This is a genomic window from Acetivibrio cellulolyticus CD2 (genome assembly GCF_000179595.2).
Taxonomy (GTDB): Bacteria; Bacillota; Clostridia; order Acetivibrionales; family Acetivibrionaceae; genus Acetivibrio; species Acetivibrio cellulolyticus.
This window is the reverse complement of sequence record NZ_JH556659.1, coordinates 748,272-764,532: the sequence shown is the minus strand read 5'-3', so window position 1 is coordinate 764,532 and position 16,261 is coordinate 748,272. Positions and strand designations below refer to the sequence as shown.

The 16,261-nt window shown below is 34.9% G+C and carries 20 protein-coding genes and 1 pseudogene; 2 read left to right on the top strand and 19 right to left on the bottom strand.

From position 1 onward, the window contains the following. Positions 1-182: 182 nt before the first annotated feature. Both ACECE_RS0223290 and ACECE_RS0223285 read right to left on the bottom strand, forming a co-directional pair. A complete protein-coding gene (locus ACECE_RS0223290) occupies positions 183-659 on the bottom strand; it encodes a response regulator (RefSeq protein ID WP_010251673.1) in 477 nt (158 codons plus the stop codon). 63 nt (positions 660-722) lie between these two features. Further along, complete coding sequence (locus tag ACECE_RS0223285) at positions 723-1,403, bottom strand: 4Fe-4S double cluster binding domain-containing protein (RefSeq protein ID WP_010251671.1); 681 nt, start codon at positions 1,401-1,403, stop codon at positions 723-725. Positions 1,404-1,576: 173 nt separating this feature from the next. Between ACECE_RS0223285 and ACECE_RS0223280 the strand changes: the two genes are divergently transcribed. Continuing rightward, complete coding sequence (locus ACECE_RS0223280) at positions 1,577-2,113, top strand: DUF4364 family protein (protein WP_010251668.1); 537 nt, start codon at positions 1,577-1,579, stop codon at positions 2,111-2,113. Positions 2,114-2,124: 11 nt separating this feature from the next. Here ACECE_RS0223280 and yhbY read toward each other — a convergent pair whose 3' ends face one another. From yhbY to mtaB, 16 genes and pseudogenes are all read right to left on the bottom strand, one after another. Continuing rightward, positions 2,125-2,415 (bottom strand): ribosome assembly RNA-binding protein YhbY, encoded by a 291-nt coding sequence (yhbY, locus tag ACECE_RS0223275; protein ID WP_010251664.1) that lies wholly within the window; start codon positions 2,413-2,415, stop codon positions 2,125-2,127. 116 nt (positions 2,416-2,531) lie between these two features. After that, the gene (locus tag ACECE_RS0223270; protein WP_010251661.1) at positions 2,532-2,720 is read right to left on the bottom strand and encodes a hypothetical protein; all 189 of its coding nucleotides are present in this window, start codon (positions 2,718-2,720) and stop codon (positions 2,532-2,534) included. A gap of 148 nt (positions 2,721-2,868) precedes the next feature. Beyond that, positions 2,869-4,143: a GTPase ObgE gene (gene obgE / locus ACECE_RS0223265; RefSeq protein WP_010251659.1), complete on the bottom strand. Its 1,275-nt coding sequence runs from the start codon at positions 4,141-4,143 to the stop codon at positions 2,869-2,871. Positions 4,144-4,301: 158 nt separating this feature from the next. Continuing rightward, positions 4,302-4,580 (bottom strand): 50S ribosomal protein L27, encoded by a 279-nt coding sequence (gene rpmA / locus ACECE_RS0223260; RefSeq protein WP_010251656.1) that lies wholly within the window; start codon positions 4,578-4,580, stop codon positions 4,302-4,304. A 3-nt stretch (positions 4,581-4,583) separates the two neighbouring features. Then, a complete protein-coding gene (locus tag ACECE_RS0223255) occupies positions 4,584-4,913 on the bottom strand; it encodes a ribosomal-processing cysteine protease Prp (RefSeq protein ID WP_010251653.1) in 330 nt (109 codons plus the stop codon). A gap of 15 nt (positions 4,914-4,928) precedes the next feature. After that, complete coding sequence (rplU, locus tag ACECE_RS0223250) at positions 4,929-5,240, bottom strand: 50S ribosomal protein L21 (RefSeq protein WP_010251650.1); 312 nt, start codon at positions 5,238-5,240, stop codon at positions 4,929-4,931. Positions 5,241-5,406: 166 nt separating this feature from the next. Beyond that, positions 5,407-5,622: pseudogene (locus ACECE_RS32205) on the bottom strand (KH domain-containing protein); the annotation flags it as partial. A gap of 61 nt (positions 5,623-5,683) precedes the next feature. Beyond that, positions 5,684-6,895 carry an Rne/Rng family ribonuclease gene (locus ACECE_RS28720; RefSeq protein ID WP_010251647.1) on the bottom strand — a complete coding sequence of 404 codons (1,212 nt, stop codon included), beginning with the start codon at positions 6,893-6,895 and terminating at the stop codon, positions 5,684-5,686. Positions 6,896-6,904: 9 nt separating this feature from the next. Then, a complete protein-coding gene (locus ACECE_RS0223240; RefSeq protein WP_010251644.1) occupies positions 6,905-7,726 on the bottom strand; it encodes a TIGR03936 family radical SAM-associated protein in 822 nt (273 codons plus the stop codon). Further along, entirely contained in the window at positions 7,719-9,560 is a 1,842-nt protein-coding gene (locus tag ACECE_RS0223235; protein WP_010251642.1) for a TIGR03960 family B12-binding radical SAM protein, read from the bottom strand. The genes ACECE_RS0223240 and ACECE_RS0223235 overlap by 8 nt, the downstream gene beginning before the upstream one ends. A 428-nt stretch (positions 9,561-9,988) precedes the next feature. Further along, positions 9,989-11,098, bottom strand: a complete 1,110-nt coding sequence (locus ACECE_RS0223230; protein WP_010251639.1) for a DUF3048 domain-containing protein — start codon at positions 11,096-11,098, stop codon at positions 9,989-9,991. A 162-nt stretch (positions 11,099-11,260) separates the two neighbouring features. After that, positions 11,261-11,548, bottom strand: coding sequence for a DUF1292 domain-containing protein (locus tag ACECE_RS0223225; protein ID WP_010251637.1), 288 nt, complete (start codon positions 11,546-11,548; stop codon positions 11,261-11,263). 275 nt (positions 11,549-11,823) lie between these two features. Continuing rightward, positions 11,824-12,246 carry a Holliday junction resolvase RuvX gene (ruvX, locus tag ACECE_RS0223220; protein WP_010251633.1) on the bottom strand — a complete coding sequence of 141 codons (423 nt, stop codon included), beginning with the start codon at positions 12,244-12,246 and terminating at the stop codon, positions 11,824-11,826. 71 nt (positions 12,247-12,317) lie between these two features. Continuing rightward, positions 12,318-13,265 (bottom strand): aldo/keto reductase, encoded by a 948-nt coding sequence (locus ACECE_RS0223215; RefSeq protein WP_010251630.1) that lies wholly within the window; start codon positions 13,263-13,265, stop codon positions 12,318-12,320. A gap of 105 nt (positions 13,266-13,370) precedes the next feature. Then, on the bottom strand, positions 13,371-13,640 hold the full coding sequence (locus tag ACECE_RS0223210; protein ID WP_010251627.1) for an IreB family regulatory phosphoprotein: 270 nt from the start codon (positions 13,638-13,640) through the stop codon (positions 13,371-13,373). A gap of 189 nt (positions 13,641-13,829) precedes the next feature. Beyond that, positions 13,830-15,146: a tRNA (N(6)-L-threonylcarbamoyladenosine(37)-C(2))-methylthiotransferase MtaB gene (mtaB, locus tag ACECE_RS0223205; protein ID WP_010251624.1), complete on the bottom strand. Its 1,317-nt coding sequence runs from the start codon at positions 15,144-15,146 to the stop codon at positions 13,830-13,832. A gap of 265 nt (positions 15,147-15,411) precedes the next feature. Here mtaB and ACECE_RS0223200 point away from each other — a divergent pair, with 265 nt between their 5' ends. Then, positions 15,412-15,639 (top strand): HPr family phosphocarrier protein, encoded by a 228-nt coding sequence (locus ACECE_RS0223200; RefSeq protein ID WP_010251622.1) that lies wholly within the window; start codon positions 15,412-15,414, stop codon positions 15,637-15,639. A 123-nt stretch (positions 15,640-15,762) separates the two neighbouring features. Here the strand turns inward: ACECE_RS0223200 and ACECE_RS0223195 are convergent, their stop codons facing one another. Further along, on the bottom strand, positions 15,763-16,233 hold the full coding sequence (locus ACECE_RS0223195; RefSeq protein WP_026073972.1) for a DUF523 domain-containing protein: 471 nt from the start codon (positions 16,231-16,233) through the stop codon (positions 15,763-15,765). Between the last annotated feature and the right edge of the window lie 28 nt (positions 16,234-16,261).

Genomic DNA, 16,261 nt, shown 5'->3' with positions numbered 1-16,261 from the left:
ATATTTAAATAACCAAATATAAGCCTAAATCATATTACATAAAAAATCAAGTGAGTTTTTATGGCTATATTGTTATATTGTAAAATCTGCCAAGATATTCACCTATTTTTTGCTTCTACTATTAAATTATACACAAATCCGAAGAAACATTTCAGTTATTCGTATAATCTACCAACAACCATCTATATTGGTCGACCACAATACTGGCAGAAAAAATTCTCCGCATTCAAATTAAAATCTATAAAGCGCCCACATTTACTGCAATATTTTTTTACTTCATAATTATCAGCATCATCCACTTTTTTAGAAATATCCGGATCAATACTCTCTAAAGCCATTTTTAACTCGTTCTTATCTATTGGAGTTCTAATTATAGCATTAATTTTCTTTCTGTTAAATTCATTAATATCAATAGAATTACTGGATGATATGACACATTTTATTTCAGGGTACTGTATCTTTATAACTGACAAAAGTTGATCACCAGTAGTCTCCTTCATAATATAATTGGCAATTATTAAATCCGGACGAAAGTCATGAACAGTAACTATTGCATTATATTCATCCGTAATGCAAACCTCGTAATCAAACGAGCTTAGCATATCTTTCATGATCTGATTTTGGAGCTTACTATCATTTATTAAAAGAACCTTTTTCATTTAGTGTTATCTCCTATGCATTACTCTAAATAAAATCCAATAACTCTTTTATATCAAATATCTTTATTGTTGGTATCTGCCAGGGCAAACCTTCATACATATACCACATACAGAACCCCTGCCGATATGTTTAAACTTTGAGTTCATATAATCGCTGCATGCCTTTGCATCAATGATATCTCCCCTACTACACCCTTCAGACCAACAGTTGCCGCTTAAAGCCATAGCAGGGCAGCTTTTAACGCACCTATTACAATCATCACATCGTCCAGCAACAATAGAGTTGCTGCAGGGTAACTCCATATCTGTCAGTATAGTTCCTAATCTAACTCTTGGCCCATACTGCGAACTTATAAAAAGTCCGTTTTTACCGATCCATCCCAAACCAGCTTTTACCGCTGCTGTTTTATGAGGAAAAATACCTGAATATTTATCTTCAGAATCATTGACAGTTTGAGAAGCAGGAACAGCTAAAACCTTATAACCTCTTTCCTGTATCATAAGAAGTCCTCGAAGTGTAATCTGATCAATTAGAGCATTTACAGTCCTGTAATGATGAAAATACGTAAAGGTCGGTTTATCTGTTATCTCATCAATAATAAAATCAGAGAGTCTTATTCCAATTGTTATAGCATAATTCAACTTTTTTAAATTTTCTGGAAGATTATCGCTCACATTGGAAAATCCAACTAATGAGGCACCCATTTCTTTTAATTTATTTTCAATTTCACTAATAAACTCCAAATTCCCAACTCCTCATTTAAATGACAATTCAAGTATTATGATATATATTAGCACACCCGGTAAAAATTTAAAAGGATAGGTTTTTCCAAAAGTATCATGGGCAATATAGCTAATAACAATCAAACTGTGGTATAATAATTACCAGTAGATTTTTGGAATGGTGGAGGTAAACTATGAGTGCGCTAAACAATAAAGAACTTGCTGAAAACAAGCTCATTCTTCTTTATATTATTGATATAGCAAATATGCCAATAAGCAATTTGCAAATTACAAAAATAATCCTTGAAAATCAATTTATGAACTATTTTATTTTTCAACAGTTTCTAAATGAGTTATGCGATGTTGAATATCTGTCATCTGAAGTTGTAGACAATAAAACTTATTATTCCATAACAGCTTCAGGCAAACAAACATTGAGTTACTTTACAAATCACATACCAATTGGAATTAAAAACTGCATTGATAGAAGCATTACTGATATAAGAAAAAGAATAAAAACCGAAACTCTGGTGAAAGCAGACTACACACCAGAAAGTGAAAGTGAATTTATTGTTAAATGTCAGGTCCGTGAAGACAATTTTTCACTTATAGATTTAGAAATATCTGTTGGCACAAAAAGTGATTGCCGTACTATCTGCGAAAACTGGAAGAAATATTCACATCAAATATATAGTGAAATACTTGAAAGTTTGATAAGAAAAAGAGATTAAAACTCTTTTTCTTATGGTAGTACTAAAACTTTATTCTCTTTTGACTCTTTGTATAATACAAATTTATTTCCAATAACCTGAACTACCTCAGAATCAGTAAGATTAGCTGCCTCATTACACACTTCCCTGGTATCATCCACTGAATTCTTAAGCACCGAAACTTTAATAAGCTCTCTGGCTTCAAGTGCATCATTAAACTGTTTTACCATATTATCATTAATTCCGCCTTTACCAACCTGAAATATTGGATCAATATTGTTGGCCAGACTTCTCAAATAACTACGTTGTTTACCTGTTAGCATTTAATTCATTCTCCTTTAAAATATTACAGTATAATAATTTATCAAAATAGTTCTTAATATATTACTATACTTTCACAATAAATAATAGGGATAGAATCATCTATCCCCTCATACATTCACACTTCAACTTCCTTTCGGCTTTTCCTTCTATGAACTTCATAATTAGGTTGACCTTTTTTCCATCCTGTTCTGCTCTTCTCAATAACTTGTGATGTTGCTTCCTCATTCAGTACAAAATCATTTTTCATTGGACAAAAATATGCTGCACTGCCGGTTTTACAATTTTCACATTTAATGCACTCCATAACCCTTACTATTGCCCCTCCGTTTTATAATACAGTTTGTTATATATATATTTTACAACACAAAAAGTATGTTTGTCCAGTAGTTCTTTTTGCCCATATTCACTTAGCAAATATTCTGCTGCCCTACTAAGGTATAGCATAAAAGAAGTTACCTATAGTACTCAAATTCAAGGTCGTACATCTTTACCGTATCACCTTCATTAACTCCCATATTCTCTAGAGCTTCAACAATACCTTTTCTTTTGATTGTTCTCTGGAAATACTGGAGGGATTCATAGTTATTAAAGTTAGTCGAATTGACTAATTTACGAACCCAGTTTCCTTCAACAACAAAAGCCTCATCTTCCTTATGAATTTGAAATGGTTCTTCTTCCCCTGCTGTATAAACTACTTCTTCCTCTGTATCATCTGATAAAATAGTGTCGGGTATCTCATCAAGTTTTTGAGAAACATAATACAATAACTCTTTAAGTCCTTCACTAGTTGCAGCAGAGATAGGAAATATCTTATATCCTTCTGATTCCAACTTGTCATTAAATGCCTTGAGATTTTCTTCAGCCCCGGTCACATCCATCTTATTGGCAGCAATTATCTGTGGCTTTTCGAAAAGTTTTGGGTTATACTGCTTCAGTTCACTATTAATAATCTCAAAGTCTTTTAAAGGATCTCTACCTTCCGAGCCTGAAATATCAACCACATGAATAAGCATTCTGGTTCTTTCTACATGTTTTAGGAACTGATGTCCTAAGCCAGTTCCTTCATGAGCTCCCTCAATTAATCCCGGTATGTCCGCCAAGACAAAACTTTTACCTTCATCTATTCTTACCACTCCAAGGTTTGGTTCTATGGTTGTAAAATGATAGTTTGCGATCTTAGGCTCAGCAGCAGAAACCATAGAAAGAATGGTAGACTTTCCGACGTTTGGAAATCCTATAAGCCCAACATCAGCCAAAAGCTTTAGTTCAAGCATAGCAAAAATCTCTTCTCCCGGGTCTCCACTCTTAGCAAAATTCGGAACCTGCCTTGTAGAAGTTGCAAAGTGCTGGTTGCCTGCACCGCCTTTTCCACCTTTTGCTACGACAACTTTCTTTCCAGGAGTAACAAGATCAGCAATAATACGTCCTGTCTCCTCTTCCTTTATAAGTGTACCGACAGGAACTTTTATTACCAAATCTTCCGCACCACGCCCAGAACAGTTCCCTGCTCCTCCGTTCTGGCCCGATTCCGCCTTATACTTCCTTTTATAGCGAAAATCCTGCAGCGTCCTAAGGCCTTCATCTGCGATGAATATTACATCCCCGCCTTTTCCGCCATCTCCTCCATCAGGACCGCCTTTTGCTATGTATTTCTCCCTGTGAAACGATACTGCGCCATTTCCGCCGTCTCCAGCTTTAATATAAATCTTTGCACTATCAATAAACATTAATTTCAACTCCATAGTCACAATGGTTTTTTCACTATATAGTATTACTCATAAATAAAATTAAAATCCCGGTATTTACCGGGATTTTTATTTTTTGCTGTTAATAAGCTACTATTCTAAAACCTCAAGAATTAAAATTCTTAAAAGTTTTTAATCACTTATGCTGTAACAACACTTACCTGCTTTCTGTCCTTACCCAATCTTGAGAACTTAACCTTACCTTCAGTTAATGCAAACAGTGTATCATCACTGCCTATTCCTACATTAACACCTGGATGGATCTTTGTTCCTCTTTGTCTTACAATGATGTTACCAGCTAAAACCGGTTGTCCATCACCTTTTTTAACTCCAAGCCTTTTAGATTCACTATCACGGCCGTTTCTGGAGCTTCCCATACCTTTTTTATGCGCAAAAAGTTGCAAATCAACTCTTATCATCGGTTACACCTCCTCATCTAACACCGACACATAATCTTCATAGGATAATTGTAATTGTTTGAAACCTACAACTATGGTTTCAAGTATTATCCTGACTTTTTCCTTGAGATCCTCAGGAATATCAGTTGGAACTGAACAAATCATGTATCCACTCTCAATACCATAATTCTTTATTCCAACCAATTCATCAAGTGCATTTATACCATTATACGCTATAGCCGATACAGCAGAACATATTATATCCTTCCCTGGATCGGCAAATTCAGCATGTCCTTCCACTATATACTGCCATATAAATCCACTTTCATCTCTTACTATATTGATATTAATCATCTGTCAATCATTACCTTATGCATTAATCTTTTCAATTTGTACTTTTGTATAAGGTTGTCTGTGACCATTCTTTCTTCTATAGCCTTTTTTAGGCTTATACTTGAAAATAATGACCTTCTTATCTTTACCATGGTTCAGCACTTTAGCCTGAACAGTTACCTTTGAAATATAAGGAGCTCCAAAATCCACCTTATCTCCATTTGAAACTGCTACAACCTTGTCAAAAGTAACTGAAGAACCTTCTTCCTGAGTCAATTTCTCAATGAAAACTACTTCACCCTCTTGAACCTTGTACTGTTTTCCACCTGTCTCGATAATTGCGTACATACTATACACCTCCCTACCCAGTCTCGCCAGAGAAGGCAGCAGTAACAACGGAAAATTCGGAGGTATTCAACTCCGCTTAATTTAAGGACTTTTGCTTCGCAAATTCCTCAAATCACCCATTCACTGCATTTTAAAGCCTACACCGTGCGGCTACCACGCAATTCTATCATAATAAAGAGTCTATGTCAATCTCCTTTATTTTCATTTCTTGATTTTTAACTTCTTCAGACCCTTTTACCACTATCCTCTTATTAAACGTGCTTTCAATTCTCTTAAGATTATCCCCGTTTTCACCTAGCAATACCTTGGCAACCGACTGATGGACATCAACCTGAATCGCGTTTGCTATAGTTTTTGTGAAATACTTGCTAATCTCTTTCTCAACATTTCTTGCTACCGACTCTGGCGAAAGTACCTTACCAGTTCCTTCACAACTCTGGCAATCACATAATACAGTAGAGGCTAGTCCTTACCTTCTTTCTAGTCATCTCTATGAGCCCAAGACCTGTCATTCCAACAACTGTAGTCTTTGTGCGATCCTTTTTAAGTGCTTGACGGAGCGTCTCAATAATTTGCTTCTGGTGCTCGGGCTCGTGCATATCAATAAAGTCAATTATTATTATGCCGCCAATATCCCTAAGCCTTAGCTGCTTTGCAATTTCTTTGGCAGCATCAATGTTTGTTCTTAAGACTGTTTCTTCAAGGTTATTGTTTCCTACATACTTTCCTGTATTTACATCTACAACAGTAAGTGCTTCAGTCCGCTCGATAATAAGATACCCTCCGCACTTTAGCCATACCTTTTTAGAAAGTGCCTTTGCTATCATCGAATCTATCTGGAAGTGTTCATATAAATCAATATTTTTATTAAAGCATTCCACTCTAAGTTTCAGTGCCGGCGATGACATTTCGACGAGTTCAAGAACCTTATTATATTCCTGCCTGTCATTAATAATAAACTTGTCAATATTCCAGGTAAACATATCACGCACAGCTCTGTAAACAATATTCAAATCCCTGTGAATACATCTGGGCACAGGACCACTTTGCTCACTTTTCTTTATCTTCTCCCATAGCTTAACCAAAAAGTTTATATCATTTTTAAAGTCTTCTTCCCTTTTTCCCTCAGAAACGGTTCGGACGATCAAACCCATATTTTTAGGTTTTACCTTTTCCGCAATCTTTTTAAGCTTTACCCTTTCCTCTTCGTCTTCTATTCTTCTTGAAATGCCTATATAGTCAGCATTAGGAAGGAGTACAAGCTGTCTTCCTGGAAGAGTAATATGAGTAGTCACCCTGGGACCTTTCGTGCCAATAGGTTCTTTAGTCACCTGCACCGTTATTTCCTGGCCAGGTCTTAATAACTCTTCAATGTTATAGCTTTTCATATCGTTGTACATTTCTTCTTCGTCTTCGGAGAATTCCTTTTGTGACACAGCATCTCCAACGTACAAAAAAGCATTCTTTTCATACCCGATATCGATAAAAGCAGCCTGCATCCCCGGTAGGACACTACTTACTTTACCCCTGTATATATTCCCCGCTAGCCTTTCAGAATCATTTCTTTCGATAAATACTTCAACAAGCTCTTTGTCTTCTAAAAGTGCCACTCTTTTCTCGTTAAGACCCACATCTACAATTATCTCACTAACCATATTACCACCTCATATAGCTAATAATGCGTTATCAAGAGGGTTTAGTATTTTATCCCCTTTATCAATAAAAAGACCTGATCGATGTACCTTTAAAACATTCAAATCCAAACCCGCTGCTTCACCAAATGACTGTAAAACAAATTCCGGCTTTAGATTTGCCATACTTCCTGCACTTAGAAGTAAAGAAAAACCATAATACACATTTACTTCTTTATTTATCAGTAAATCATTAAAACCATTAAGTTTATCTATATACTCTAAAAGAGCAATATTCGTAGAATCCTGAACATCCTTTGTCGCTTCTGTTGAAATCTCCTTATTTCCAATATTCTGTGCACTGAATTTATGAATCATAGGTCTTATATCAACATTTCTTACTTTACCCTTACTTTCCTTCTTAATAAATATCTCTTTGTTTTCCAAAAAAGTAAGGATATTCTCCCGAACTTCCTCTATTTCTGGATTCTGTGCTATTGTAACCAACACTTCGTATGTTGCTTTTGAAATAGACGCCATTATATTGGACTTTGTAGTCCTTACTTTAGCCTCAGTAAGTTTTAGCCCTTCCGGCATTTGTTTATTTAAAGCCTCAACAAACTGTTTGGGCTCCATATCATCACTAAGCTCAAAATCCACATATTCTGCATCACTTGTCACTCCTACAGACAAAGGAAGTCCGAATACAATTTGAGGGTGGGGGTTAAATCCCTGTGAATAGTAAATAGGTATACGAGAACGCCTTAAGGCTCTCTCAAACATCTTCATCATATCCAGATGAGAAATATATTTTACTTCTTCTCCCCTTATAAACCTTGCCCTGATATTAATCAAAACAAATACCTCCACCAAAAACTGTTGCTCCACATCCAGAGCAGTCCACCCTGCAGTTTGGAGTAAGTTCTTCATTATATGCTTTTTTGTTTTCTCTAACCAAATGATCCTTGGAAACACCTATATCAATGTGATCCCATGGCAATACTTCGTCAAATTCCCTCTTCCTGTTAGCGTAGAAATGAGGCTCAATACCACATTCATTAAACGCTTCCATCCATTTGGCAAACTTAAAATGTTCACCCCAACTGTCAAATTTACAACCCTTATTGAAAGCTTCCATAAGGACTTTGCCTACTCTCCTGTCGCCCCTTGCAAAAACTGCTTCAAGCAGGCTCAATTCAGGATCATGCCAACTGTATTTTATATACTTGCTTTTAATTTTACCCTGTAAAAATTTCTGCTTTTCCCTTAGCGTTTCAATATCGTCCTGAGGCTCCCATTGAAAAGGTGTAAAAGGTTTTGGTACAAAAGAGGATGTACTAAGAGCAATGCTGAGCCCTTTACCCCTGTTTTCCTTCGAGGTTCCCATATAAGCATCCACTACTTTATATCCAAGATCTGCAATACCATTAATATCTTCAAAAGTCTCAGTAGGGAGTCCAAGCATAAAGTAAAGCTTTACTCCACTCCAACCGCCATTAAAAGCTGTTTTTACCGAGTTTACCAAATCCTGTTCTGTAACACCTTTATTAATTACATCCCGTAGTCTCTGGCTTCCAGCTTCAGGAGCAAACGTCAAACCACTCTTTCTAACTTTCTGAGCTTTTTCCATAAGATCCAAAGAAAAAGAATCAATCCTCAAAGAGGGCAATGAAAGGTTTACCTTTCTCTGCTCCATTTCACCAATAAGACCCTCAGTAAGATCTTTGAGCGAGCTGTAGTCACTAGTACTTAAAGAAGTAAGAGAAATCTCTTCATAACCAGTGTTATTCACCAAATTTCCGGCATGCTCCAAAAGTCTTTGATGAGACCTTTCTCTTACAGGCCTGTATATATATCCTGCCTGACAAAACCTGCATCCTCTGGTACATCCCCTGAACAATTCAAGCATAATTCTGTCATGTACAATGCCAGTATATGGGACAACTATTTTATCTGGAAAATAAGCCTTATCAAGATCTTTTATAATCCTCTTCCTGATTTTTTCAGGATACTTCTCATTTATAGGTTTGATGCTAAAAATAGTTTTATCATCATTATACTTTACTTCATAAAAAGAAGGAATATAAATACCTTCTATTTGAGATATGGATTCCAAGAACCTCTCTCTTGGTAAATTCTGCCGTTTCCAATCAACATAGACATCCATAACCTCATTAATTATCTCTTCTCCCTCACCCATCATGAAAAAGTCTATAAAATCTGCCAATGGTTCAGGGTTATAAGCACATGGTCCTCCAGCACATACAAATGGATGTTTATTTGTCCTATCACTGCTCAAAACAGGAATCTGCGCCAAATCCAACATATTTATGATATTTGTATAGCTCATTTCATACTGTAATGTAAAACCGACAATATCAAAAACCTTTATTGGATCATGAGACTCAAGGGAAAAGAGAGCTATATTATTCTCTCTCATCTTCTCTTCCATGTCTACCCATGGAGCAAATACCCTCTCGCAATAAGTGTCCTTGCGCTTATTAAGAAGATGATATAAAATCTTCATACCAAGATGAGACATGCCTACTTCATAAACATCAGGAAAACAAAAAGCGAATCTCGCCTCAATCTCCGATAGACTCTTATGAACACTATTCCACTCGTTTCCAATATATCTTGAAGGTTTTTCTACATTTTGCAAAATTTTATCGCTTATCTTTATACTCAATTCATCCTCCAGCTATAGCTTAAGTAATTTAATGCCAAACTTTATGTAACCTATATCAACAAATACAAGTATATATTTTTACCTTACATTAAAATTTAAGACCTATTTTGTTTTTTATTATATATACATATAATAACCAATTGATCACTTTTTAGCAATAAAAAACTTATTTATTATAGAAACTAAATTATTTTTCGTGCTTTATAAGTTGCAATTCGCTATACATTTACAACTTTTGAAACTTCTTTACATATAGGCAAATTTATTGATAGAAGTTTTACGTAATATGTAATATTATGTAATTATACAAAACAGCTTATTAGATTCAAAACCATTGTTATTGAGTCTAATAAGCCTTTTTCAATACTTTTCTTATATTTTATTCCCTCAAAAATAATTCCTACAAGAAAAAAATGCAATTTTTAACCCTACTCAATAGTAACCTTACCATTTGCAGGCGTAATCTGGACCCATGTCTGACCCGGATTAAGAATTATACTATTTTCATTGCTATCAGTGTATTTTGTCTGCTCAGTTCTGGATTTCTTAGACCACTTAATATCTATGTATTTACCATTTGAAATATAGTACCCGTCACCGCTTCCGACAGTATTTACCTCCTGCCGTCCCGCGTTATCTCCTTTAATCAGGTGATTTGACACTTTTTGTATTATAATATTCTTAGCAGTAAGCTGCTCACCTGTTATCCTCTCCATATGTGGATCTGCTTGTCTATATCTCAAATACAGCTTTTTGACCTCATCATATTTATAAGCGCATGTATAGCTTGACGTATACCTGATATTGATATTTACAGCCTTGCTGCCACCTGCAAAGTCGGAATCCTTGTCAGAAAATTTGAAAACAAGCCCTTTATCGGTCTCAGTTCTATATTTAACTCTTCCTACATAGCTTTTTACTTTTTCCATTGAAGTATAAGAATCCTGCCAGTTCTTCCTATCCTTGGTTAAATCCCAAAATACTTCTCCGCCATTGGCTACACCGTTTATATTATTAATTTTGAACTTCTTTATATCCTGTAGCGCCATAGGGCTGTATCCAAAATGAACATATATTGCATCATGCTCCATTACATAATCCAGAAAATAGTGCCTTGAACTTCTAACCGGACCTATCATAGTAGGATCCTTGCCCCAAAAAACGGGCATTAACCTTGTTGTACCACCTTCAACTATTATCTCATATACAATCTGAGCAAGATAAATTCCACCTTGAGGCAAAGGTCTTGTCCCTTCATTATCAATCATAACCGCATAAGGCCTCATACCTTCCACAGGAAGAGTGAAGTTTGCATCCGTCAAACCCTTTTTAGAAGCACTTGTATCTTCACCTATCTGGTCCGAATTAATATTATCCTCAGGAGGAGTAGAATTTATGGGTGTTGCCACAATTCCCGTATTATCAATGCGTGCATTTGTTGTTTTATCTTTACCACATCCCCCTAACAACAATACCTGAGATAAAATTAATATCATCACTAACACTGCATTACCCTTTTGAATTGATTTTTTTATCATTACAATCCCCCGTTATTCTTAGTTTAATCTAAATATTTCTACATAGCTTAAAAAAATCCTCTATGGATTCAGAAAATTTTATAACAAAATGTAAAACTCCCCATATTCTGGATACAGGGAGTCTCTTTTTTGCTTATTATTCTTATTTTCTATAAAAGCACTTTATTGTTCTTCGAAATCAAACTCATCTTCCATTCTGACTCTAAACTCTTCGAACACCGCGTCAAGTTCATCATCGTCATCAACACTTACAAAACTGTCTTCCTCTTCCCCATGTTCAATCTTAAGTATTACTACTTCATCAATAGCCTTTTCTTCTTCGCTCATATCAACAGGAAGAAGGACTACATATTCATTCCCATTAAGTTCAATAGTATCAAGGTGTTCAAATTCAACCTCTTCACCATTCTCATCTACCAAAATAACTATATCATCTCTTTCTTCAGACATATCTTTTTACCTCCCGTTTGCCATTATAGGTATTAATTATAACATACAGAATAAAAAATTCCATCACTTTCACAGTAATAAGTATATATTTTATTTAAATCTCAAAAAAACATATCAGTACTATTTTTATCTAATAATCTTATTATATTCCCAATTACATAAAAAACCGATACAAAACAGCATAAATATTTCTTTTATTTTGGATCATCAAAGCTACGTGAAAAATCCTAAGTAATATTCATCTATGCCTAATAAAATCACTTCTCAAGGTTGTATTATTTAAGTGCAGTGCTATCTAGATACCCTTGTAAAATATAAACTGCAGCGATCTGGTCAACCACATGCTTCTTTTTTGACTTTTTGACCCCCAGTTCGTGCATTGTCCTATTCGCAGAAACAGTACTAAGCCGCTCATCCCACTTGATTATTTGAATACCTTCAATTCTTGCAGTTATAAGTTCAATAAAATCGTTCGTTTTCTCTCCTCTAGGTCCAATGGTTCCATTCATGTTCTTCGGAAAGCCTACAATCAATTTTTTTGCTTCATAAAGATTTACTAACTCTACAATTCTTTTAATCGGCTCTTCAATATCATTCTTCCAGCTAATTGTTTCAATACCCTGTGCTGTCCAACCAAGCGGGTCACTAACAGCTATTCCTATCCGACTGTCTCCATAGTCTATCCCGATTATTCTCATAAAACCCTCCATATTACTTAAGTACATTAATTTATATTATTTGGATTGTGTTATATTTTCATTATTCCTAATCAACAAACCTTTATAGCAAAGCAAGGACATACACTTGCACAATATCCGCACAAAAGGCATTTTTCATCTGCAACCTTTGCTTTATTATCCTGTATATAGAGAGCATTTTGGCCACACATTTCGGTACATTTTCCACAGCCTTCACACCAGTAATCTATATGTAGGTGTTTCTTTCTACCAGCAGCTATAGATCTTATACTCTCAGGAATTGGTTCATTGTTAAATACGCACACATTCATTATAACCTCTTCAACAGATTGCATTCCAACAGCTACCGAGTGTATATATGGAATATTTAAGACAAAATCCATACACTCACTGTAAGAATTCAATAGATTTCCTCCACCAAGCGGTTTCATTCCGTATATACCTTTACCATTATCATAAGCTCTTTTAACCGCAGACAACATCTCTACTATTGTCCCATCACCTATTCCAATTCCACTTTTATTAATAATAGGGTGGATAACTTCTATTCCAGGCATATCTGCACAAGCCTCGACAACTTCCACATTATGTGTCGACACTCCAACAGCCCTTATAATTCCTTTTTCTTTCATGGAAAAATAGTATTCCAATGCTTCACGGTGTCCTCTAAGAGTCATTCTGCTTTCCTGCTCATGAAGCATAAAAATGTCTATAACATCAATATCCAATTCCCTTCTGGCTTTTTCCAGACTATCTCTGGCGCCTTCAGCGGAATAAGCATAAGATTTTGTAGCTATGACAGGTTTGGATTTAGCTTTCTTTATTGCTTCCCTAATATAACCATATGTGCCATAAAGCTCTGCAGTATCTATGAAATTTACACCCTGATCTAGCGCAGATAATATTACATTAGTTCCCTCATCCAAAGGTAGATTTGCTTGAAGAGGTCCGATAATCAACCCTCCAAAGCACAACCTGGATACTTCAATACCTGTATTACCAAGAATTTCATATTTCAAAATCTACACCAACCATTCAAATAAGTTATACAAATACCTTAAAAAACCAAAAAAGTTTTGCATAAAAATACAAAACTAAAAAAATATTAAAAAACCCCGTATATTTTATACGGAGCTCTTTTTACTATTCTCTTCTAAGTAAAACTTAAGAATTTCTTCAAGTAGTTCATCCCGCTCTAATCTTCTTATAATACTTCTAGCATCTTTATGATTAGTTATATAAGTAGGATCACCTGAAAGAATATAGCCCACAATTTGATTAATCGGATTATAACCTTTCTCTTTAAGAGCCTTAAAGACAGAGAAAAGAACCTCCCTTGCCTCATTAACCTTTTCATTCTCCACATTAAACATCATGGTCTCGCTGTTTGCCATAACTAATCACTCTCCTGCGTAAAAGGATGGGACATTGATAGTTTAAATTACCTACTTAGAATATTTAAGTAAAAAGCCCCTATATATATAGTAATACAATAGGATAATTTATGCAATACATTTCAAATTCGATTAATCTGCATTATCTATGCTAAATTTCATTTGTCTTACTTGAATATGCAATTATCTCTACTTGTTACCATCATTTTCGATTTGCCCCGTAATATAGTCTTCAACAGCTTCATTTAACTTCACTTTAAGTATTTTTCCATTCAAATCTGGTTCACCTTCACATAGGACCCTTATATAATTAGGTGTTAAACCCTCAATTAATCCACTTTCTGACTTTACTTCCTGTTCAAACAATACTTCCATTTTTCTTCCTTCAAATCTCTTATTAAACTCCTTAGTTTTCTTTGAAGACAGCTCAATTAACACCTCACTACGTTCATCCTTCTTTTTTGGTGATATCTGGTTGCTAAATTCAGCCGCAGGTGTTCCTTTTCTTTGGGAATACTTAAACACATGCATAGCAGAAAAAGATATCTCATTCAAAAATTTGACTGTCTCATTAAACTCTTCATCAGTTTCTCCAGGGAAACCTACCATAACATCCGTTGTTACCGCCACATCCTTTATACCACTTCTTAAAAGCGCTATAGATGATCGGTACTCCTCAGTTGTATATCTTCTGTTCATTCGCTTTAGTGTGCTGTCACATCCACTCTGTAACGATATATGGAAATGAGGACATACTTTTTCTAATTTACCTATCTCATTTACAAATTCATGGGTTATAGTTGTAGGTTCAATTGATCCGAGCCTTACTCTTTCCACTCCGTCAATTTCATGAACTTTCTTGATAATATCTATAAGTGAGGTAGTTTTAATATCTTTTCCGTAAGAGGCAATATGTATACCAGTAAGCACTATTTCCTTATATCCGTTCAAAGCAAGCTTTCTTACTTCGTCAAGAACATATTCAACCGGACGGCTTCTAATTGGTCCTCTTGCATAAGGTATAATGCAATATGAGCAAAACTGGCTGCATCCCTCCTGAATTTTAATAAATGCTCTTGTACGCTCCTTATATACTTCAACACCCAGCTCTTCAAACTCTCTTGTTTTCATTATATCCTGGACTAAATTGACTTTATTCCTTCCTTCTTCAATGCTCTTAATATTTTCAATGATTTTTCCCTTATCTTTTGTCCCAATAACCAGGTTTACTCCAGGTATACTCAAAACTTCATCCGGAGACGTCTGAGCATAACACCCTGCAACCACAACAATTGAGTCTTCATTGTTTTTTTTAGCTCTTCTAATCATTTGTCTTGACTTTCTGTCGCTAAGATTTGTAACCGTACATGTATTAATTACATAGACATCTGCAAATTCTTCAAAGTCAACTATTTCATAACCATTATTCCTAAACATCTCCAAAATTGCTTCCGTCTCATATTGATTAACTTTACATCCCAATGTATAAAATGCAGCTTTTTTCATTATATCCCCCAAGGCTAAATAAATTATTTATTTCTACTGTTTTGCAAATTTTTATTATAATCACTAATTTAAATATTACAAAATAATGTTCCTTTGTATATAAGTTATATTATACAAGATAACTTTGTATAATATGTTTTCACATATCTCACAAAATACTAAGAAAATTTTAGCAATATCACAATTGACTTGCAACTATAAACAAGATAATATATATAATAAAGGATTGAAAGACATTTGAAAACACAAAAAAGGAGGAATTCGCATGAAATCATTTAATATTTCTTTAAAATCAATTACCGATGTTAAGGATTTTGTAAATATAGTAAATAAATATGACTTCGACATCGATTTGACTTCAGGCCGTTATGTAGTTGATGCAAAATCTATCATGGGTATCTTTAGCTTAGATTTAAGCAAACCTATAAAAGTTGATGTACATTTAGACGATTGTGATAAGTTCTTCGAAGAAATTAAAAACTTTATAGTATAAATCAAGCCACCCAAGACCCTGGAAATTCAAATTCCAGGGTCTTTAATTTTGGAAATTATATAACAAAATACACTAAATACCCATAAGATTTTGTTATATAATTTCTAAAGTAATGTCCTAAAATCAAGTAGCCCTAAATACCTCTGAAGTTTTGATTTCTTCTTCAGTTATCACTTTGATCCCATTACTTTTCAGAATCTCTGCAGTAACACCATTCCCCTTTTTTAGCTTTCCCGAAAAAGTTCCATCATAAATATTTCCTGCTCCGCAAGAAGGACTTCTCGCTTTTAGTATAGCCAGGTCAACATTCAGCAGTTGTGCAATTTTAAGGACTTCTTCAGCACCCTTTTTGAACTCTCCTGAAATATCAACTCCATCTTTTCTAATCACCTTAGCCATTCCTTCAAGCACATCTTGCCCTTCACCATCCAGTATCTCCGCAGGTAACCTTGGAGTGGCACATCCACCCAACTGTTCCGGGCAAACCGGTATAAGTTTGTATTTCGTCATAAGCTCAATAATGTCGCTATTATAGTTGTTTCCTCCATTATACTTGCAATTTATTCCTAATAAGCAAGCACTTACAAGTAAAATATTTACTCACTCCATCTTTTTTATATTT

Coding starts and splice junctions, on each gene's coding strand:
- ACECE_RS0223290 (WP_010251673.1), bottom strand. CDS start 659: ATGAAAAAGGTTCTTTTAATAAATGATAGTAAGCTCCAAAATCAGATC.
- ACECE_RS0223200 (WP_010251622.1), top strand. CDS start 15,412: ATGAAATCATTTAATATTTCTTTAAAATCAATTACCGATGTTAAGGAT.
- ACECE_RS0223225 (WP_010251637.1), bottom strand. CDS start 11,548: ATGTCTGAAGAAAGAGATGATATAGTTATTTTGGTAGATGAGAATGGT.
- obgE (WP_010251659.1), bottom strand. CDS start 4,143: ATGTTTATTGATAGTGCAAAGATTTATATTAAAGCTGGAGACGGCGGA.
- ACECE_RS0223280 (WP_010251668.1), top strand. CDS start 1,577: ATGAGTGCGCTAAACAATAAAGAACTTGCTGAAAACAAGCTCATTCTT.
- rplU (WP_010251650.1), bottom strand. CDS start 5,240: ATGTACGCAATTATCGAGACAGGTGGAAAACAGTACAAGGTTCAAGAG.
- ruvX (WP_010251633.1), bottom strand. CDS start 12,246: ATGAGAATAATCGGGATAGACTATGGAGACAGTCGGATAGGAATAGCT.
- rpmA (WP_010251656.1), bottom strand. CDS start 4,580: ATGATAAGAGTTGATTTGCAACTTTTTGCGCATAAAAAAGGTATGGGA.
- ACECE_RS0223210 (WP_010251627.1), bottom strand. CDS start 13,640: ATGGCAAACAGCGAGACCATGATGTTTAATGTGGAGAATGAAAAGGTT.
- mtaB (WP_010251624.1), bottom strand. CDS start 15,146: ATGAAAAAAGCTGCATTTTATACATTGGGATGTAAAGTTAATCAATAT.
- yhbY (WP_010251664.1), bottom strand. CDS start 2,415: ATGCTAACAGGTAAACAACGTAGTTATTTGAGAAGTCTGGCCAACAAT.
- ACECE_RS28720 (WP_010251647.1), bottom strand. CDS start 6,895: ATGGTTAGTGAGATAATTGTAGATGTGGGTCTTAACGAGAAAAGAGTG.
- ACECE_RS0223270 (WP_010251661.1), bottom strand. CDS start 2,720: ATGGAGTGCATTAAATGTGAAAATTGTAAAACCGGCAGTGCAGCATAT.
- ACECE_RS0223255 (WP_010251653.1), bottom strand. CDS start 4,913: ATGATTAATATCAATATAGTAAGAGATGAAAGTGGATTTATATGGCAG.
- ACECE_RS0223230 (WP_010251639.1), bottom strand. CDS start 11,098: ATGATAAAAAAATCAATTCAAAAGGGTAATGCAGTGTTAGTGATGATA.